General features: G+C 61.9%; 17 protein-coding genes. 3 read left to right on the top strand and 14 right to left on the bottom strand.

Features of this window, described 5'->3' with window-relative positions:
• Positions 1 to 98 precede the first annotated feature (98 nt).
• From era to ABEA58_RS02100, 6 genes are all read right to left on the bottom strand, one after another.
• Complete coding sequence (gene era / locus ABEA58_RS02125) at positions 99 to 998, bottom strand: GTPase Era (RefSeq protein WP_345548403.1); 900 nt, start codon at positions 996 to 998, stop codon at positions 99 to 101.
• 113 nt (positions 999 to 1,111) lie between these two features.
• Entirely contained in the window at positions 1,112 to 1,792 is a 681-nt protein-coding gene (gene rnc / locus ABEA58_RS02120) for a ribonuclease III (protein ID WP_345548401.1), read from the bottom strand.
• Entirely contained in the window at positions 1,785 to 2,225 is a 441-nt protein-coding gene (locus ABEA58_RS02115) for a DUF4845 domain-containing protein (protein ID WP_345548399.1), read from the bottom strand. The genes rnc and ABEA58_RS02115 overlap by 8 nt, the downstream gene beginning before the upstream one ends.
• A gap of 77 nt (positions 2,226 to 2,302) precedes the next feature.
• Positions 2,303 to 3,058, bottom strand: a complete 756-nt coding sequence (gene lepB, locus ABEA58_RS02110; RefSeq protein ID WP_345548397.1) for a signal peptidase I — start codon at positions 3,056 to 3,058, stop codon at positions 2,303 to 2,305.
• A gap of 29 nt (positions 3,059 to 3,087) precedes the next feature.
• On the bottom strand, positions 3,088 to 4,893 hold the full coding sequence (lepA, locus tag ABEA58_RS02105) for a translation elongation factor 4 (protein ID WP_345548395.1): 1,806 nt from the start codon (positions 4,891 to 4,893) through the stop codon (positions 3,088 to 3,090).
• Between the two features lie 168 nt (positions 4,894 to 5,061).
• The gene (locus ABEA58_RS02100; RefSeq protein ID WP_345548393.1) at positions 5,062 to 6,456 is read right to left on the bottom strand and encodes a Do family serine endopeptidase; all 1,395 of its coding nucleotides are present in this window, start codon (positions 6,454 to 6,456) and stop codon (positions 5,062 to 5,064) included.
• Positions 6,457 to 6,823: 367 nt separating this feature from the next.
• On the opposite strand from ABEA58_RS02100, the gene mpaA reads away from it, so the two are divergent.
• Positions 6,824 to 7,561 (top strand): murein tripeptide amidase MpaA, encoded by a 738-nt coding sequence (mpaA, locus tag ABEA58_RS02095; RefSeq protein WP_345548391.1) that lies wholly within the window; start codon positions 6,824 to 6,826, stop codon positions 7,559 to 7,561.
• Between the two features lie 178 nt (positions 7,562 to 7,739).
• Here mpaA and ycjG read toward each other — a convergent pair whose 3' ends face one another.
• From ycjG to rpoE, 5 genes are all read right to left on the bottom strand, one after another.
• Entirely contained in the window at positions 7,740 to 8,702 is a 963-nt protein-coding gene (gene ycjG, locus ABEA58_RS02090) for an L-Ala-D/L-Glu epimerase (RefSeq protein ID WP_345548389.1), read from the bottom strand.
• A gap of 79 nt (positions 8,703 to 8,781) precedes the next feature.
• Positions 8,782 to 9,219, bottom strand: a complete 438-nt coding sequence (locus ABEA58_RS02085; RefSeq protein ID WP_345548480.1) for a SoxR reducing system RseC family protein — start codon at positions 9,217 to 9,219, stop codon at positions 8,782 to 8,784.
• Between the two features lie 7 nt (positions 9,220 to 9,226).
• On the bottom strand, positions 9,227 to 10,129 hold the full coding sequence (locus ABEA58_RS02080) for a MucB/RseB C-terminal domain-containing protein (protein WP_345548388.1): 903 nt from the start codon (positions 10,127 to 10,129) through the stop codon (positions 9,227 to 9,229).
• A gap of 122 nt (positions 10,130 to 10,251) precedes the next feature.
• The gene (locus tag ABEA58_RS02075) at positions 10,252 to 10,959 is read right to left on the bottom strand and encodes a sigma-E factor negative regulatory protein (RefSeq protein WP_345548387.1); all 708 of its coding nucleotides are present in this window, start codon (positions 10,957 to 10,959) and stop codon (positions 10,252 to 10,254) included.
• A gap of 397 nt (positions 10,960 to 11,356) precedes the next feature.
• A complete protein-coding gene (gene rpoE / locus ABEA58_RS02070) occupies positions 11,357 to 11,971 on the bottom strand; it encodes an RNA polymerase sigma factor RpoE (protein WP_345548385.1) in 615 nt (204 codons plus the stop codon).
• A gap of 177 nt (positions 11,972 to 12,148) precedes the next feature.
• On the opposite strand from rpoE, the gene nadB reads away from it, so the two are divergent.
• Positions 12,149 to 13,756, top strand: a complete 1,608-nt coding sequence (nadB, locus tag ABEA58_RS02065) for an L-aspartate oxidase (RefSeq protein ID WP_425563504.1) — start codon at positions 12,149 to 12,151, stop codon at positions 13,754 to 13,756.
• A gap of 133 nt (positions 13,757 to 13,889) precedes the next feature.
• Here nadB and ABEA58_RS02060 read toward each other — a convergent pair whose 3' ends face one another.
• The gene (locus tag ABEA58_RS02060) at positions 13,890 to 14,351 is read right to left on the bottom strand and encodes a protein YgfX (protein WP_345548380.1); all 462 of its coding nucleotides are present in this window, start codon (positions 14,349 to 14,351) and stop codon (positions 13,890 to 13,892) included.
• Positions 14,326 to 14,571 (bottom strand): FAD assembly factor SdhE, encoded by a 246-nt coding sequence (locus ABEA58_RS02055; RefSeq protein ID WP_345548378.1) that lies wholly within the window; start codon positions 14,569 to 14,571, stop codon positions 14,326 to 14,328. Before ABEA58_RS02055 ends, ABEA58_RS02060 begins: the two co-directional genes overlap by 26 nt.
• Before the next feature lie 327 nt (positions 14,572 to 14,898).
• On the opposite strand from ABEA58_RS02055, the gene ygfZ reads away from it, so the two are divergent.
• The gene (ygfZ, locus tag ABEA58_RS02050; RefSeq protein WP_345548376.1) at positions 14,899 to 15,990 is read left to right on the top strand and encodes a CAF17-like 4Fe-4S cluster assembly/insertion protein YgfZ; all 1,092 of its coding nucleotides are present in this window, start codon (positions 14,899 to 14,901) and stop codon (positions 15,988 to 15,990) included.
• 96 nt (positions 15,991 to 16,086) lie between these two features.
• On the opposite strand, the gene ung is transcribed toward ygfZ, so the two are convergent.
• Complete coding sequence (gene ung / locus ABEA58_RS02045; RefSeq protein ID WP_345548374.1) at positions 16,087 to 16,809, bottom strand: uracil-DNA glycosylase; 723 nt, start codon at positions 16,807 to 16,809, stop codon at positions 16,087 to 16,089.
• Positions 16,810 to 16,814: the final 5 nt, after the last annotated feature.

The following is a 16,814-nucleotide window of genomic DNA, read 5'->3' as shown; positions in this document are numbered from 1 at the left end:
GGGAAAACCGGGCTCAAGGGTAGCGCCTGGGGAGCAAGCATCGCACAATCGCCCCGGCCGTGCACCGCCTGCGCAGAACCAGCCCAGAGCCGGCAGAATCAGTCGTCGCGGTAACCGAGGCTGCGCAGCGCCCGCTCGTCATCGGACCAGCCGGATTTCACCTTGACCCACAGGTTCAGCATCACCTTGCTGTCAAACAGGCGCTCCATATCCTGACGAGCCTGACTGCCAATCTGCTTAATCCGCTCACCCTTGTTGCCGATGATGATGCGCTTCTGACCGGAGCGCTCCACCAGAATGGCGGCACTGATATGCAGGACTGCGCCGTCCTGACTGAATTCCTCCACCTCCACCGTCACCTGGTAAGGCACTTCCGCGCCCAGCTGCCGCATGACCTTCTCCCGCACGATCTCAGCGGCGAGAAAGCGGGAACTGCGGTCGGTGATCTGGTCTTCCGGGAAAAAGTGCACGCCCTCCGGCAATCGCTGCACAATTACCTGCTCCAGAGTGTCCAGATTGACACCGCGCAGCGCGGAAATTGGCACTATCTCGGCCTTCGGATGCTGCTCTGCCAGCGCCTGCAACTGGGGCAGCAGCTCGCTCTTATCCTCGAGCTGGTCCACCTTGTTGACCGCGATAATCAACGGGCACTTAAGGCCGCGCAGCTTGTCTGCCACCAGTTGGTCGCCCTCGGTCCAGCGGGTCCGCTCGACCACAAACACCACCACATCCACGTCCCGTGCCGCGCTGCTGGCCGCGCGGTTCATATAGCGATTGATGGCCTTGTCGGCGTCGGCGTGCAAGCCTGGGGTATCGACAAAAATAATCTGGTTGGTGCCGTCGGTTTTGATGCCGAGCATATTGTGGCGGGTGGTCTGCGGCTTGCGTGAGGTGATGGCCAGTTTCTGCCCCAGCATATGGTTGAGCAGCGTGGACTTGCCCACGTTCGGTCGGCCGACAATGGCCACATAGCCGCAGCGCGAGGGTTGATCTGTCAAGGGGTTCTCCAGTCGTTCGCCATGAAATGGCAGCTAAAAGCCCACACGCCCACGTCCGGAGAACTTAAAAGTTGCTCTGGTCGCGGGGGGCGATCATCAGTCTGAGTGTAAGGTCAATTTTCGCCGACGAGGCGCCTGTAGGCCTCAGTGGCAGCGAGCTTCTCCGCACTGCGGCGGCTGCTCGCCTCGCCGCGGACCGGCTCGCTCAAGCCTTTCACCCGGCACTCCACCACAAAGCGCTGCGCGTGCTCGGCGCCGGACACGTCGACAATGGCGTATTCCGGCAGCGGCCGCTGGCGTGCCTGCAGCCACTCCTGCAGACGGGTTTTGGGGTCTTTGGCAGTCTCCAGGGAGAGGTGCTGGAGCCGGCTGGCAAACCAGGCCAGAACCCGCGCGCGCGCCACCTCCAGACCCGCATCCAGATAAATGGCGCCGATCAGGGCCTCCACAGCATCGGCGAGGATGGAAGCGCGGCGAAAGCCACCGCTTTTCATTTCACCCTCGCCGAGGCGCAGGCAGTCGCCGATTTCCATCTCCCGGGCGAGTTTGGCCAGGGTTTCCCCGCTGACCAACTGCGCGCGCAGGCGGCTCAACTGCCCCTCCCTGCCGTCGGGAAACTTGTCGAACAGTGCCGCGCCAATAGTAAAGCCCAGGATGGAGTCACCGAGAAATTCCAGCCGCTCGTTGTTGCGGCTGCCAGCAGAGCGATGGGTCAGCGCCAGCTCCAGCAGGTCAGTGCGAGCAAATTGATGGCCAAGCCGCAGGCACAGGCGCTCGAGAAGAATATCAGTCACGTTTACGCAATTGTTCCAGGTCTACCAGCGGCTCACAGCAGAGATCCGTCTTGGCGATGTTGAGCTGCTTGTTGAACTTCATAATGACATCCACGTTATAGATCAACGGCTGGCGCAGTTCGTAAGCGACACTCACCAGCATGCCATCCGTACCAGGGATCACCCGCACCGCCTTGGTGGGCTCCCCGCGCACGTTGTTGAGGGTGAAAAAGCGGCTCATTTCCTGCTCGATCTCACCGCGTGTCATGTTGCGTACACGGGGATTCTCCGCAAGCGCGCGCAGCGCCTGATCGACATAGCTGGCGTCGAGGTAGGCCGGTGCCATCTTGGCGACACAGGTGAACACAAAACCGAACGCGGCCACTACCATCAGCCAGCCCCAATAGCCCATGCCGCGCTGGCGGCGCAGGGAGGTTTGCAGTTGTCCAGACATGGAAAAGCCCTCTTTTTTATTGTCGAAGATGATTTGCTACCACTTCCGTTGGCTACCACTTCCATTCAACAACTCGTCTACTGGATTGATCCCGCGCGTGTGAAACTCGGCAGGCTGAACAGGTCGTCCCAGTGCATCCAGATGGCAAACGCCTTGCCGACGATATCCTTCTCGGGCACAAAGCCCCACTCGCGGCTATCCAGACTGTTATCGCGGTTGTCCCCCATCATAAAGTAGTGGCCTTCGGGCACCACACCCTCGAAGTTGGCAAAGCGGCTCGGCACAATATGCTTGGCCATCAGGTGGCGCTCACCATCAATCTCTTCCCAGGCCACTTCAAATTGCGGATTGGCCGGTGGCAGCGCCTGGATCAGCTCCTGCGAGGCCCGCTTGCCATTGATATACAGGACGTTGTCCTCCACCCGGATCTTGTCGCCCGGAAGGCCGATCACACGCTTGATGTAGTAGGTGTCATTCATGTGCGGGGGAAAGAACACCATCACATCACCGCGTTGCGGCTCGCCGATATCCAGCACTTTCTGGCGCGAAACCGGCAGGCGGAGTCCATAGGCGAACTTATTCACTAGAATAAAGTCCCCCACCTGCAGGGTGGGCACCATGGAACGGCTGGGAATCTGGAAAGGCTCTGCCACGAAAGAGCGCAGCACAAACACGATCCCCAGCACCGGGAAGAACGACTTGGCGTACTCCACCACGGCGGGGTCTTCGGAGCCCGGCTGGCGCCGGCGCGCAAAAAACAGGCTGTCCAGCAACCAGATGATACCTGTGATCGCCACCAGCCACAGCAGGATCAGCGGGAAGTTAATATCCATTCATTGCTCTCATGTTGTTCCGGTGGATTCTACTGGTCCACCTTCAGAACCGCCAGAAACGCCTCCTGAGGCACTTCCACCCGGCCCAGCTGCTTCATCCGGCGCTTGCCGGCTTTCTGTTTTTCGAGCAGCTTTTTCTTACGGGTGACGTCACCGCCGTAGCACTTGGCGGTTACGTTCTTGCGCAGCGCCTTGACCGTGGTGCGGGCGACCACCTGACCACCGATCGCCGCCTGAATGGCCACGTCAAACATCTGCCGCGGAATCAGCTCCTTCATTTTCTCCGCCATGGCACGCCCCTTCTGCTGGGCGTGGTCGCGGTGCACGATCAGCGCCAGCGCGTCAACGCGGTCGCCATTGATCAGGATATCCAGACGCACCAGCCTTGCCGCCTCGAAGCGCGCGAAACTGTAATCCAGCGAGGCGAAGCCACGACTCACGGATTTGAGGCGGTCGAAGAAATCCATCACCACTTCGTTCATGGGCAGCTCGTAGCGCAGGGAAACCTGGCTGCCCGCATACTGCATGTCTTTCTGGATACCGCGCTTCTCCACACACAGGGTGATGACGTTGCCCAGATACTCCTGCGGCACGAGGATATTCACCTCCGCGATCGGCTCGCGCATCTCCTCAATGGAGCCCACATCTGGCAGGCGCGATGGATTGTCCACCAGCACTACCGAGCCATCGGTCTGCACCACCTCGTAGACCACCGTCGGGGCCGTGGTAATCAGGTCCAGGTCGTATTCACGCTCCAGCCGCTCCTGGATGATCTCCATATGCAGCATGCCGAGAAAGCCGCAGCGGAAACCGAAACCGAGGGCGTCGGAGACCTCTGGCTCATAGAACAGGGAGGCGTCGTTCAGGGAGAGTTTTTCCAGCGCATCGCGGAAGTTTTCATAATCGTCGGAGCTGACCGGGAACAGACCGGCGTACACCTGTGGCTTCACCTTCTGGAAGCCCGGCAGCATGCTGACCTCTTCGGCACCCTTGGAATGGGTCAGGGTATCGCCCACCGGCGCGCCGTGGATATCCTTGATGCCGGCGACCACAAAGCCCACTTCGCCGGCGCGCAGCACGCCGGTCTCTTTGCGCTTGGGGGTAAAGATGCCGACGCTGTCCACTACATGGGCGCGGTTGATGGACTTGGTGACGATCTTGTCTTTGATCTTCAGGGTGCCCTGCACAACGCGCACCAGGGAAACCACCCCCAGATAGCTGTCAAACCAGGAATCGATAATCAGCGCCTGCAGGGGCGCATTCACATCGCCCTCCGGCGGCGGCACCAAGCGCACCAGATCCTCGAGCACATCCTCAACACCGAGGCCGGACTTGGCGCTGCAGCGGGTGGCCTCGGTGGCATCGATACCGATGATGTCCTCAATCTCTTCGGCGACCTTGTCCGGGTCCGCCTGGGGGAGGTCCATCTTGTTCAGTACCGGGATCACTTCCAGACCCTGCTCGATGGCGGTGTAACAGTTGGCCACGGACTGCGCCTCGACCCCCTGAGCCGCGTCCACCACCAGCAGCGCGCCCTCGCAGGCGGCCAGGGAGCGGGATACCTCGTAGGAGAAGTCCACGTGTCCGGGAGTGTCGATGAAGTTCAGCTGGTAGGTCTTGCCGTCGCGCGCCGTATAATCCAGGGTCACGCTCTGCGCCTTGATGGTGATGCCGCGCTCTCGCTCCAGATCCATGCTGTCCAGAACCTGCTCGGCCATCTCCCGATCGCTGAGGCCGCCACAGACCTGGATAAACCGGTCCGCCAGGGTGGATTTACCATGGTCGATATGGGCAATGATGGAGAAATTGCGGATATGGGAGAGATCTGTGGCCACTGCGGAGTAGAAACCCTTGAAAAATCAAAATGTTAGCCGGAAATGACACCGGTTGTGTGGCGCAAGTCTATCAGAACTGTTGATGAGTAGTGAGTGCCCGTTAGCGCTGTCGGCTTTGCGGCGGCAGCGCTGACGGGGCAGTGGCGGGTCGCCCCCGCCGGTTTGCGGTTATTCGTCGATCTGAATGGTGCGGAAAGTGGGCTGTCCACCGCGGAAGAAACGAATCGGCAGCAGTTCATTGGCGGGCAACTGCTTGACCACACTGAAATAGTCTTGCAGATCCGTGACTTCTTCGAAGCCCAGCTGCGCGATAATGTCGCCGTTGCGCAGGCCCGCCCGGGCTCCGGGCTTGCCGGGCACCACCTGCTTCACGATGACGCCGCTATCGACGCCCAAGCGCTGCTTGAGCCCCTCCGGAATTTCTTCCACTTCCAGACCGAGGCGACCGCCGATGTCATTGGACGGGTTCACCGCCGCCTGCTGGTTCGGTCCGTCCTCGCCGGGCAGGGCACCAACCGTAACCTGCACCCGCACACTCTTGCCCTTGCGCATCAGATCCACCGGAACTTCCGCCCCCGGGCGGGTCTGGCCAACCGCGTGCGGCAGATCGCCGGACTCCATGATCCGCTCGCCGTCAAAGCGGGTGATGATATCCCCCGCCAGGATGCCGGCCTCAGCCGCCGGAGCTCCGGACTCCACCTGCGCCACCAGGGCGCCGGCGGGACGGGAAAGCCCCATCGCCTGGGCCATATTGCGGTCCACATCCTGGATGCCGACACCCAGCCAGCCCCGGTCCACTCGCCCCTTGTCGCGCAACTGCGCCACCACGTCCTGTGCCAGACGGGCCGGAATGGCGAATGACAGGCCGATAGAGCCTCCGCTGCGGGTATAAATCTGGCTGTTGATGCCAACCACCTCACCGTTCAGGTTGAACAGCGGCCCGCCTGAGTTGCCGGGGTTGATGGCCACATCGGTCTGAATAAACGGTACATAGTTCTCACGGCTCTCGTTAGGGATACTGCGCCCCATGGCGCTGACAATACCGGCACTGGCGGAGTAGTCGAGCCCGAATGGGGAGCCGATTGCCACCACCCATTCACCCACCTGCAGCGCCTCGGAATCCCCCCAGCTGACGGTTGGCAGATCATCCCCCTCGATTTTCAGAAGGGCCAGGTCGGAACGCGCATCGGTGCCGATCACCCGAGCGTCGTACTCGCGACGGTCCGTCAGGGTAACGACCACCTCATCGGCGCCATCCACCACATGGTTGTTGGTTACCACGTAACCGTCGCTGGAGATAATAAAACCGGACCCCATGCTGGCTGCCGGCCGCTGCTCCCGACCGCGCGGCTCAAGGAGATGGCGGAAGATATCCGGGATCTGCTGCTGGTACTGCGGCGGCAAAGCACTGGTGGCGCGAGTGCGCTCGACGGTATTGATCTTCACCACAGCCGGCGAATTCTTCTGGATAAGATCTGTCAGTTCCGGCAGCCCCCGGGCACAGGCAGATGCAGAGATCATCAGGCAGAGAATGAAAAAAGAATGCGTAACGCGCTTTAGCATGGGTTTGTTACCTTTGATTATTCCATCTACTATCCAATCGAATATCCAATCGAAATGTCGAGAAGATGCTGAGATAGTGCCGAAAGTGTCTATAACAAGTGCCAACAAAAAAAGTGCCAGCAAAGGTGTCAAAAAGGTGCCGGGTAATTGTCGGCAAGGGCTCAAAATTCCTCACAAGACACCCTCTGACGCGGCACAGTCTCTGGGCTTACACAGTACAACCTCGGTGCGGTACCGCATAAGCGCACTCAGCCACGGGCTCTCGGTAACCTTTTAGTGGCGTTTTAGCCGCAAAAGTTCGTTTTTTCAGTGTAAAGCAGTGTAAGGATTCCCTGAACGCTGCAGCAGCCAATTCACGGGACCAGCTATGCCCTCCAACCCCACTCTATCCACCATGCGCCCCAGGCCCGATCGCGGCCAGTTCAGCCACCACCGCGAGGTTTATGGCCGCTCCGTACTGGGCGCCCCGCTGCTCTACTTCCCCGCTCAGGGTGGCACGCGGAAGGGGCTCATCATCGCCGGCACCCATGGAGACGAGACCGCCGCGGTGATCGCCCTCTCCTGCGCCTTGCGCGCCCTGCCACCGGAACAGCTGAACCACCATGTGGTGTTGGCGGTCAATCCGGATGGCTGCCAGCTGGGCCTGCGCGCCAATGCCAACGGGGTGGATTTGAACCGCAACTTTGCCACCGCAAACTGGAGTGCCGAGGACAGCGTTTACCGCTGGAACAGCCAGGCCGACGAGCGCGACGTACGACTCAAGACCGGCAGCCGTGGCGGCTCGGAACCGGAAACCGAAGCCCTGTGCCAGCTGATCGAGAAGCTGTCCCCCGCGTGGGTGGTCACTATCCATGAACCGCTCGCCTGTATTGAGGACCCGGATGAGAGCCCGCTGGCCAACTGGCTCTCGGAGCGCCTGAAACTGCCACTGGTCAGCGAGTTGGGCTACCCCACGCCGGGCTCCTTCGGCAGCTGGTGCGCCGAGCGAAACCTGCCATGCATCACCGTCGAGTTTCCGCCGATCTCCGCCGACCTCGCCAGCGAGGACTACCTGCCCACCCTCTTCGACCTGCTCAGTTATGAAATTGACGAGAGCGCGGGCTAAGACAAGCGAGAATCAAGCAGAGCAAGAACGAATAGGGGCGGGAATGAGCGAGAGCGAGGTAAGAGTGAACAAGGTAAGAGTGAACAAGGTAAGGGAAAGCGGGGTGAAGAAGAGCGGGGCGAGGGAACGCGGGCAAGATCGGGAATCAAACAAGCGAAGATAACAGCAGCGCAAACCCTCAATCCCAGTAAACCCGCCCGCCGGCAAAACGCAGCGGCGGCACCACATCCCTGGCAAGCCAGGTAGGGCCATCCAGATCCCGAAAGCGCACCTTCTCCCCCAGCGGCCAGGCGGCGCGGATGGCCCGGGAGGTACACAGCATACAGCCCAGCATCAGCGCAAAGCCCGCCGCCTGTCCCGCCTCTGCCAGCGCCAGCGCCTCGGTGATCCCGCCAGTCTTGTCCAGCTTGATATTGATCATCTCGTAGCGCCCGCGCAGGCGCGACAGGTCGCCCCGCGTGTGGCAGCTCTCATCCGCGCAGATCGGCAGAGGGTGGGAGAAGCTGGCCAGAAACTCATCCTCGCCGGCGGGCAGGGGCTGCTCCAGCATCGCCACCCCCAGCTGGGCAAGGGACTGGCAGCGCTCGACCAGATTGCCTGGGGACCAGGCTTCATTGGCGTCGATCACCAGCTGCGCCTCCGGCGCGGCGCGGCGAACCGCCATCACCCGCTCCAGCACCTGCCGGTCGTCCAGCTTGAGTTTGAGCACGCGCACACCGTCGGCCACTGCGGCCTCGGCGGCGCGCGACATCCTCTCCGGGGTATCGATCACGAGGGTCTGCACTGTGTTCAGGGAGCGGGGACCAGTACAACGGCGGCCAGTTGCGGGACTGGTGACAGCAGAGGACTCCCAGTCGGCCAGCGCACAGTCCAGAGCATTGCGGGCCGCCCCCGCGGGCATAAGCGCCTGCAGTTGTTCTCGGTCGAGGCCGGCCTCCACTTCCGGCAAAACGGATTCGAGCTGTGCCAGCACCGACTGCACGCTCTCACCGTAGCGGGGGTAAGGCGTGCACTCTCCCACCCCGCTGCGGCCAGCTGCGGTCAATTCCACCACCACCACTTGCGCAGAAGTGCGAGCGCCACGGGAGATCACAAAGCTGGTGCGCAGGGGCCAGGTTTCCACATAGCAGCGCGCGCGCATGGAGGCCTCCGAGAGATCCCGGAACCGCGACTGCGGCTCCTGCCCCCAAGTTTAGGCTGGGGGAGCGCAGTTGTTCCGCTTAGCGGGACTCGATACGAAGCAGGGTCGGCGAGAAACTCGGATCAGCGGCGCGGCGGTGGCTGAACCAGCGCACGACCAAAGCGCCCAGTGCGAGGCCGGCGATGGCACCGACAATGGCGCCGGGCTCCCCGGCCACCTCCTGCCCCCCGTAGGCCAGAAGTAGCAGTGCCAGAAGCGGCACCAGATAGACCAGCAGTGCCGCGGTGGTGAGCGCGTGCTCGGCAATACCGATCACGGCGATATCATTCAGACGGACAGCGGCGGTGTCCCGGCTGTTGAGCGCCACGCGGATACGCGACGCATTGGCCCAGTAATCCCCGAGCAGGCCTGTGCCACACCCGGACTTGGCCGCACAGCCGTGGCAACCACTGCGCTGAACTGTCTCCACCCAGATGGCATCCGCCTCAATGGCGACGATGCGCCCGCGCTCCTCCACCAATGGCTCAGCCTCCCGTGGTCACGGCACGAGCCAGCAATTGCGCGGTGCTGTCCGGAATCTCGCCGACGACGGTCACGGTGTAATTGATACCGTCCACCTCAATCTGGTCCATATAGGCCACTGTGGCGCCGCGAATGGCCTTGCCCTCGAAGTTCAGCTCCGGCCCGAGGCGCTGGACAAACACCGTAAAGACACTGAGGCCATCGCTGAAAACCAGCATGTCGCCATCGCTCAGGGTCCGCGCTGCCATCGGACGGTAACCATCGGGGAGCCAACCCAGGCGCCAGCGGCTTTGAACCGGGACACAGGGAGCGCGGTTATCGATATGCCGCGCAGACGCGGACTGCGGCTGCAGGTCGCCATCTTCGACCGGAGAAAGGTCCAGCTCAACAAACTGATACCGCTCCAGTACCTTGCCCTGTGGACCGATCAGCATGGAGCGCAGCGGCAGGCCGGTCTCCCGGTCGAGATTGACGACGATGCCCAGGCGATGGCGATCCCGCGGTCGGGCTTCGAGAGTCACAGTGGCGCGATCGGCGATACGCTCCTCACCGCGCACGGAAAACTGGTAGGCCTGCTGCAGGCGTTGCTGTTCGGCAGCGCTCAACAATGCGGCGCGATTGATAGGCCCCGGGGCGCCCTCGCAGGCACGAGGCACTCCGTGACTCACAAGCTCTCTCTGGTCACCGCTCAAGTAGCGCACCCGCTCCACCTGCTGCCCATCGCGCACCCCGTGTACCACCTGCAGTGTTTCGAGCATGCCCGCGTGCTCAAAGGTCACCAGACCGGAATACTCCAGCTCGTTGACCGCCCGGCCCAGCTTTTCCAGCCACGGGGCGACACTGTCTGAGCCCTCCGGCAGGCTGCCCGCGGGGACACTTGCCGCCCCCGAGTTCTCGCCAGGCATGACCGGCTGTTGTTGTGGCTGTGGCTGGGCAAGAGCCAGGGGGGCCATAACCCATAAGCACAAAGCCAACAGCGTTCTGTTGGCTTTGGTTTTTCTGTGGAGAAATTTCGTAACGCGCAATGCTATTGACCGTCCTGCTCACCGTAAGTGGCGCGGGCGAAGGGCACCATACCCTGACTGCCCAGGTGCGCGGCCTGTTCGGAATGCTGGATCATGACCCGGTTGAGGTGGCGCATCAGCTCCGGGGTTGGAATCTGCTGCACCATCGCCGCCTGACCCGGCACGCCACTCTTGGGTTCAGGCACCACACGGGGGGAAGCGGTGCTCACCGCGCGGGTACTGGGACCGGGGGCATAGAAGCTGCTCGGCTGCACGGGAGGCTGCACCACTGGCTGCTGAACTGAGCTTTCAGCCTCGGCCACCAGTTGCTGGGCCGCGTCCTGTGGCGACTGAGAGAATTGAGAGAACTGCTGCACACCGAGAATGGCCGCAAACGCGACCGTGGCGGCTACCGCGCCACGGGACAGCATCTGCCGCCAGCGGGGGGCGGAATCATTGGCCGCCACGGTGGCTGCCGAAGCCGACTGCGACAGCGGCTCCTCGCGGGCGATTGCGGCGGAAATCCGCGCCGCGAGATCGCTATCGGGCATGGCCACTTCTTCCCGGCGCATCACGCTGGCGGCCAACTGATACCGCGACCAGCGCTGGCCCGCTTCGGAACTGGCTGAGCCACTTTTCAGCAACCGCTGCAACTCCAGCTCATTCGCCTCGCCGTCCATCAATGCGGACAGGGACTCGTTCAGCCGATCCTGATGATTCCCGTGGGACATACGGGCCAACCCTCTCTAACACTATGTATTTTGCGTTTTGCGACCACACAGCTGTGCGATCACAAGCGACCATTTGAAATCACAACATTGAGGCCACGACACTGAAACCGCGACACCGAAACCACTAAATCGAAAACACTAAATCGAAAGCACCTCACTGAAACCACAGCGCCTGGCACTCACAAGGCCTTGCTGCACAGCAAACCCGCACTGTGGCGCCAATATGCAATGCCGACAGGCCACGGTTTGCGCTCACAAGGCGCAATCCGCTTCGGCGCCGGCTGGCGGTCACAGGCAGATCGCATGGAAGCGGTTACCAGTTCTGACCGGCCAGCGGGCAATTTGTTTCGCGCCGCTGGCAAAAAAAACGCTGATTCTCCAATGGCGCGGCCTGGACTCAGCTGCTATCCCCCAGGGGTTCCGGCTCACCGGCCAAAACAGCCTGTACTGTCCGGTCTATGGCCTCGCGCGCGCGGAAGATGCGCGAGCGCACGGTTCCCACCGGGCAATCCATCACCTCGGCGATCTCCTCGTAGCTGAGCCCCTCCATTTCCCGCAGGGTGACCGCCGAACGCAGGTCCTCGGGCAGGGCGCGGATCGCATCGAACACCGCGGTTTCCAGCTGGTCGCGGAATAGCTGATTCTCGGGGGTTTCGTTGTCCCGCAGCAGGTCGGCTCCGGAATAGAACTCGGCGTCGTCCAGGTCCACATCCGAAGACGGCGGGCGGCGCCCTCTGGAAACCAGGTGATTCTTGGCGGTATTGATGGCGATGCGGTACATCCAGGTGTAGAAGGCACTCTCACCGCGAAAGTTGGCGAGGGCGCGGTAGGCCTTGATAAAAGCCTCCTGCGTCACATCCTGAACTTCTGCATGATCCTTGATAAAACGGCTCACCACAGCGAGGATCTTGTGCTGGTATTTCAAAACCAACAGGTCGAAGGCGCGCTTGTCGCCCTTCTGGACACGCTCCACCAGCTGGCGATCACTCGGTGACGCCTGTTGCGATGTCATCCCCTACCCCCATTAAGCACTGCGCCTGGGGAGCAAACCCGGCAAAGTCCGGACCGGCCGGCGCAAGCGTATTCTGTACTGTGTCCAAGACACTGGCGATAGGACATAAGTTCCCGGCCAAATCGACGTTTCTGAAGTAGCCGGTATACTACGCCACCCTTTTTAACAATGAAAACTATGAACGCTCAGGCAAATTACGATGTTCTGGTGATTGGCAGCGGCGCCGCGGGCCTCACCCTGGCCCTGCATCTGGCAAGCCGCTACCGGGTCGCCCTGCTGTCAAAGCAGCGCCTTCAAGACGGTTCCACCTGGTTTGCCCAGGGCGGCATTGCCGCCGTGCTGGACGATACGGATTCGGTCGAATCCCATATCGCTGACACGCTGGACGCGGGTGCGGGCCTGTGCCACCCGGACGCCGTTCGCCACACGGTGGAAAACGGCGCAGCCGCGATTCGCTGGCTGATCGAGCAGGGGGTGAACTTCACCCGCGAGGACGGGGATTACCACCTCACCCAGGAGGGCGGTCACAGCCACCGGCGCATCATCCACAGCGCCGACGCCACCGGCATGGCCGTGCACAGCACCCTGATCGAACAGGTGCGCGCGGCGCAAAACATCGACTGCTTTGAGCACCACATCGCTCTGGACCTGATCCGCCAGCCAGACCCGCAGCGGGGCCGTTTCCGCTGCGCCGGTGCCTATGTGTACAACAAGAATACCGAAGAGGTTGAGCTGTTCCAGGGCCGCGCCGTGATACTGGCGACCGGCGGCGCCAGTAAGGCCTACCTGTATACCAGCAACCCGGACGGCGCCAGCGGCGATGGGATCGCCATGGCATGGCGCGCCGGGTGCCGGGTGGCGAATATGGAATTCAACCAGTTCCACCCCACCTGCCTCTATCACCCCAAGGCCAAGGCTCTACTGGTCACCGAAGCCCTGCGCGGAGAGGGTGGGCAGCTGAAGCTGCCCGACGGTGAACGCTTTATGCATCGCTTCGACAAGCGCGGTGAACTGGCGCCGCGGGATATCGTCGCCCGCGCCATCGACCACGAAATGAAGCGGCTGGGGGCGGACTGCCTCTATCTGGATATTTCCCATAAAGATGCCCGGTTTGTCCGCGAGCACTTCCCCACCGTCTACAAGAACTGCCTGCAGTACGGCATCGACATCACCAAAGAACCCATCCCGGTGGTGCCCGCGGCCCACTATACCTGCGGTGGCGTGATGGTCGATGAACACGGCCGCACCGATCTTGACCAGCTGTACGCCATTGGCGAGACCACCTTCACCGGCCTGCACGGCGCCAACCGGCTCGCCAGCAACTCACTGCTGGAGTGCCTGGTTTACGCCCGGGCCGCGGCGCGGCATATCGAAGCCACCCTCGACGATGTGCAGCCACCGCGACCGGCACCGGCCTGGGATGCCTCGCGGGTGACGGATTCCGACGAAGACGTGGTGATCTCGCACAACTGGGATGAGCTGCGACGGTTTATGTGGGACTACGTGGGTATCGTGCGCACCCGCAAGCGCCTGCTGCGGGCGCAGCACCGGGTGAAGATGCTGCAGGGGGAAATCCGCGAGTTCTACGCCAACTACCGCATCACCAGCGACCTGATCGAACTGCGCAACCTGGCCCTGGTGTCCGAGCTGATTATCCGCTCGGCACTGGACCGGCGCGAAAGCCGCGGACTGCACTATTCACTGGACTACACCGGGCTGCGGGAACTGGCCATGGACACCATTCTGGTACCGGAAAACTTCGCCGGTCAGCGCCTGTTCGTCTGAACAGGCCCTTACCCGCCGGTTGGCGATTGGCGATTGGCGATTGGCGATTGACAGAGAGGATCCCCAACGGCAAGCGTCAATAGGGGAAGTGCCAAAGGGAAAGCGCCAAAGGGAAAGCGCCAAACAGCGAATATCAGCGTGAATAGCGCAGCGCCACCTGCAGGCGCCGCCAGTCCTCCGCCATCACGCTGTCGCGCGCCAGCACCAGGCGCCGGTGGCGACCATGCCGGTCACGCCCGTTGATCACAATCAGCCAGGGCCACAGCACCAGCTCTCCACAGAGATCAATCTCCTGTGTTTCTAAGCCGGCCTGACGCCAGAACCAGCGCCGCTCAGCGGTGACGATTTCTCCGCGATAGCTCAGGAGGCGGCGACTCTCACGCAGGCCAACCGCCAGCACCAGCAGGACCGCCGGGGCCAGCAGCGTGACAGCAATGCCGGCCACCCAGAGCACCAACAGGGTGTTCAGAACAATCAGGGCAAGGAGCAGGAGAAGAAGACGGGAGGGGGAAACCGGGCAGCGCAGCCTGGCACTGCGCCCCACGGCATAGAACTCGCGGGAGGCCCCGTTACTCCTGCAATCCGGTGTTGTCACGGATGATCTGCACAATGCGTTGCAGCTCCGGATCGATGGGGTCATCGCGGCGCATAAACCAGGCGAAAAGATCCTGATCCTCATTCTCCAACAGCTGAATAAAGCGCTGCTTATCCGCAGGCTCGAGGGTGTCGTAGACGTTCTCAAGAAACGGCAACAACACCAGATCAAGTTCGAGCATGCCGCGGCGACAGGCCCAGAACAGTCGGTTACGATCCATACTTCAAATCCCGCTATCATGACCGGCGCATTGCCGGTATAGCGACGCAAAGGCGCCACTATCTGCTTCAGTCTGTGGTTTGCGCGCAGTATACCCGCCGCCCCAGCCACTGAATAGAAGAGCCCCTCCATGACATGGAATTAGGGCATAGAGTTAGGGCGCCAAGTAGCGACACCGAGTGGAGGCACCGAGTTGAGCTACCCAGATGAAGCCCCAAGGTGGGCTACCAAGGTGAGGCACTCGGGCTGGCAGCGGATTGCGCTTGAAAATCCCGCCGCCAGCCCAAAATACTCATTTCCTCCAGCAGTGCGGAAAAGCGAACGGGTCATGACTACAGATCAACAGATGGATCGACAGATGGATCGACAAGAGTGGCACGATTTCCTCAGTGGCGAAGGCGCCAGCTGGGAAGGCGACAGGACCCGGTTTCCCGACTGCGAGGCAGACTTGCGGCTGATCGACCTCAGCCCTTGGGGCGCGGTATCGGTGCACGGCCCGGACAGCCAGAAATTCCTGCAGGGCCAGCTTACCTGCGACCTGGTCAACCTGCCGGAGGGGCACGCAACCTTCGGCGCCCACTGCAACCCCAAGGGGCGCATGATCAGCGCCTTTCACGCCCTCAAGGAATCGCCGGACAATATCCTGCTGAGCCTGCCCCGCGACCTGGCCCCGATCGCACTGGCGGGGCTGACCAAATACGCGGTGTTTTTCAAAACCGACCTGCAGGAACTCAACAACAGCCATCAGTGGCTGGGCCTGCAGGGCGCCGGCGCGGCTTCACGGGCTGCGGAGCTGCTGTCAGTAGCGGAGCTGTCACACCTGGAAGCCGGCGCGGCGCGGCGCTTTACCTTCGAGGACGGCGAGGCTCTGGCGCACGTGTTAAACAGCGAGCAGGTTGCCATCCTGGTGCCGCTCGCAAGCGCACCGGCACTGTGGCAAAAGCTTGCCGCTGGCGCCACCCCCAGTGGACTCTGTCACTGGCAGCTGCGACTTATTTCCGAAGGTATTCCCCAATTACACGCCGAGACCAGCGGCATCTTTATTCCGCAAATGCTCAACCTGCACCTGTTGGGCGGAGTGAGTTTCAAAAAAGGCTGCTACACCGGGCAGGAAGTGGTCGCCCGGCTGCAGTACCTCGGACAGGCCAAGCGGCGCATGTATCGCGGCCGCTGCGCAAGCGGCGATCTGCCCCCACCCGGCGCATCAATCCTGGAGGTGAAAAGTGCTGAGGAGAGCAGCAAGAGCTGTGGCGATATCGTGATCGCCGAACGCAGCGAACAGGGCGTCGAACTATTGGCGGTGCTCACCAACAGCAGCGTCGCCGCCGGCACGCCCCTGCGGCTGGAAGACGGCCGCCAGCTGGAGCTGCTGGAACTGCCCTACGATGCCGATGCCGATCCGCTGACCGATTCCGACTGACTGTACTGAGTGCCCCAGCGACTGAGGCCCTCTGAGACTGAACCACAGGGCAGCAGAGCGATCCTCGCGGATGCCGCGGGAAGTTACTTCTCCCGTTTACACCTCCACCGCCACCCGCTGCAGCGCGGCGGCCTCCGGCAGAGCCCAGTCAATGGGCGTCTTGCCGTGCTGCACCAACCAGTTGTTGGCCAGGGAGAATGGCCTGGTGCCAAAAAAACCCCGGTGCGCCGAGAGTGGCGACGGATGCGGGCCTTTCAATACCAGGTGTCTCCCGCTACCGATAAAAGCGCCCTTCTTCTGCGCGTAACTGCCCCAGAGAATAAACACCAGCCCATCCCGCTGTTCGGCCAACGCGTGGATCGCCGCATCGGTAAACCGCTCCCAGCCGCGCCCCTGATGAGCGCCGGCTTTGCTGTCTTCCACTGTAAGAGTTGCATTCAGCAGCAACACCCCCTGCTCCGCCCAGGGCTGCAGACAGCCGTGTTGAGCCGGCGCAATACCGAGATCCGACTGCAGTTCCTTGTAGATATTTTTTAAAGACGGGGGAACGCGCACACCGGGCATCACCGAAAAACACAGGCCGTGTGCCTGGCCCGGGCCGTGGTATGGGTCCTGCCCCAGAATCACCACTTTCACCTGATCGAAAGGGGTGGAGTTGAAGGCATTGAAGATCTGTGGCCCGGGGGGGTAAATGTGTTTGCCGGCCCGTTTTTCCTGCCGCAGGAATTCCCGCAGCTCCGCCATATAGGGTTTGCGAAACTCGCTTTCCAGCACCTTGCGCCAGCTTGGATGAATTTTAAGGTGCTGATCAGTACTCATGCCTG

The sequence above is a fragment of the Microbulbifer aestuariivivens genome, from assembly GCF_039545115.1.
GTDB classification, from domain to species: domain Bacteria; phylum Pseudomonadota; class Gammaproteobacteria; order Pseudomonadales; family Cellvibrionaceae; genus Microbulbifer; species Microbulbifer aestuariivivens.
Note: the sequence above shows the minus strand (reverse complement) of the source record. Positions and strands in the feature narration are given on the sequence as shown.

Bases quoted from the DNA above. Each gene is read 5' to 3' on its own strand.
- ygfZ (WP_345548376.1), top strand. From the start codon at position 14,899: ATGACTACAGATCAACAGATGGATCGACAGATGGATCGACAAGAGTGG.
- lepB (WP_345548397.1), bottom strand. From the start codon at position 3,058: ATGGATATTAACTTCCCGCTGATCCTGCTGTGGCTGGTGGCGATCACA.
- ABEA58_RS02055 (WP_345548378.1), bottom strand. From the start codon at position 14,571: ATGGATCGTAACCGACTGTTCTGGGCCTGTCGCCGCGGCATGCTCGAA.
- rpoE (WP_345548385.1), bottom strand. From the start codon at position 11,971: ATGACATCGCAACAGGCGTCACCGAGTGATCGCCAGCTGGTGGAGCGT.
- nadB (WP_425563504.1), top strand. From the start codon at position 12,149: ATGAACGCTCAGGCAAATTACGATGTTCTGGTGATTGGCAGCGGCGCC.
- ABEA58_RS02115 (WP_345548399.1), bottom strand. From the start codon at position 2,225: ATGTCTGGACAACTGCAAACCTCCCTGCGCCGCCAGCGCGGCATGGGC.
- ABEA58_RS02075 (WP_345548387.1), bottom strand. From the start codon at position 10,959: ATGTCCCACGGGAATCATCAGGATCGGCTGAACGAGTCCCTGTCCGCA.
- ycjG (WP_345548389.1), bottom strand. From the start codon at position 8,702: ATGCGCGCGCGCTGCTATGTGGAAACCTGGCCCCTGCGCACCAGCTTT.
- ABEA58_RS02100 (WP_345548393.1), bottom strand. From the start codon at position 6,456: ATGCTAAAGCGCGTTACGCATTCTTTTTTCATTCTCTGCCTGATGATC.
- ABEA58_RS02080 (WP_345548388.1), bottom strand. From the start codon at position 10,129: ATGCCTGGCGAGAACTCGGGGGCGGCAAGTGTCCCCGCGGGCAGCCTG.
- mpaA (WP_345548391.1), top strand. From the start codon at position 6,824: ATGCCCTCCAACCCCACTCTATCCACCATGCGCCCCAGGCCCGATCGC.
- ung (WP_345548374.1), bottom strand. From the start codon at position 16,809: ATGAGTACTGATCAGCACCTTAAAATTCATCCAAGCTGGCGCAAGGTG.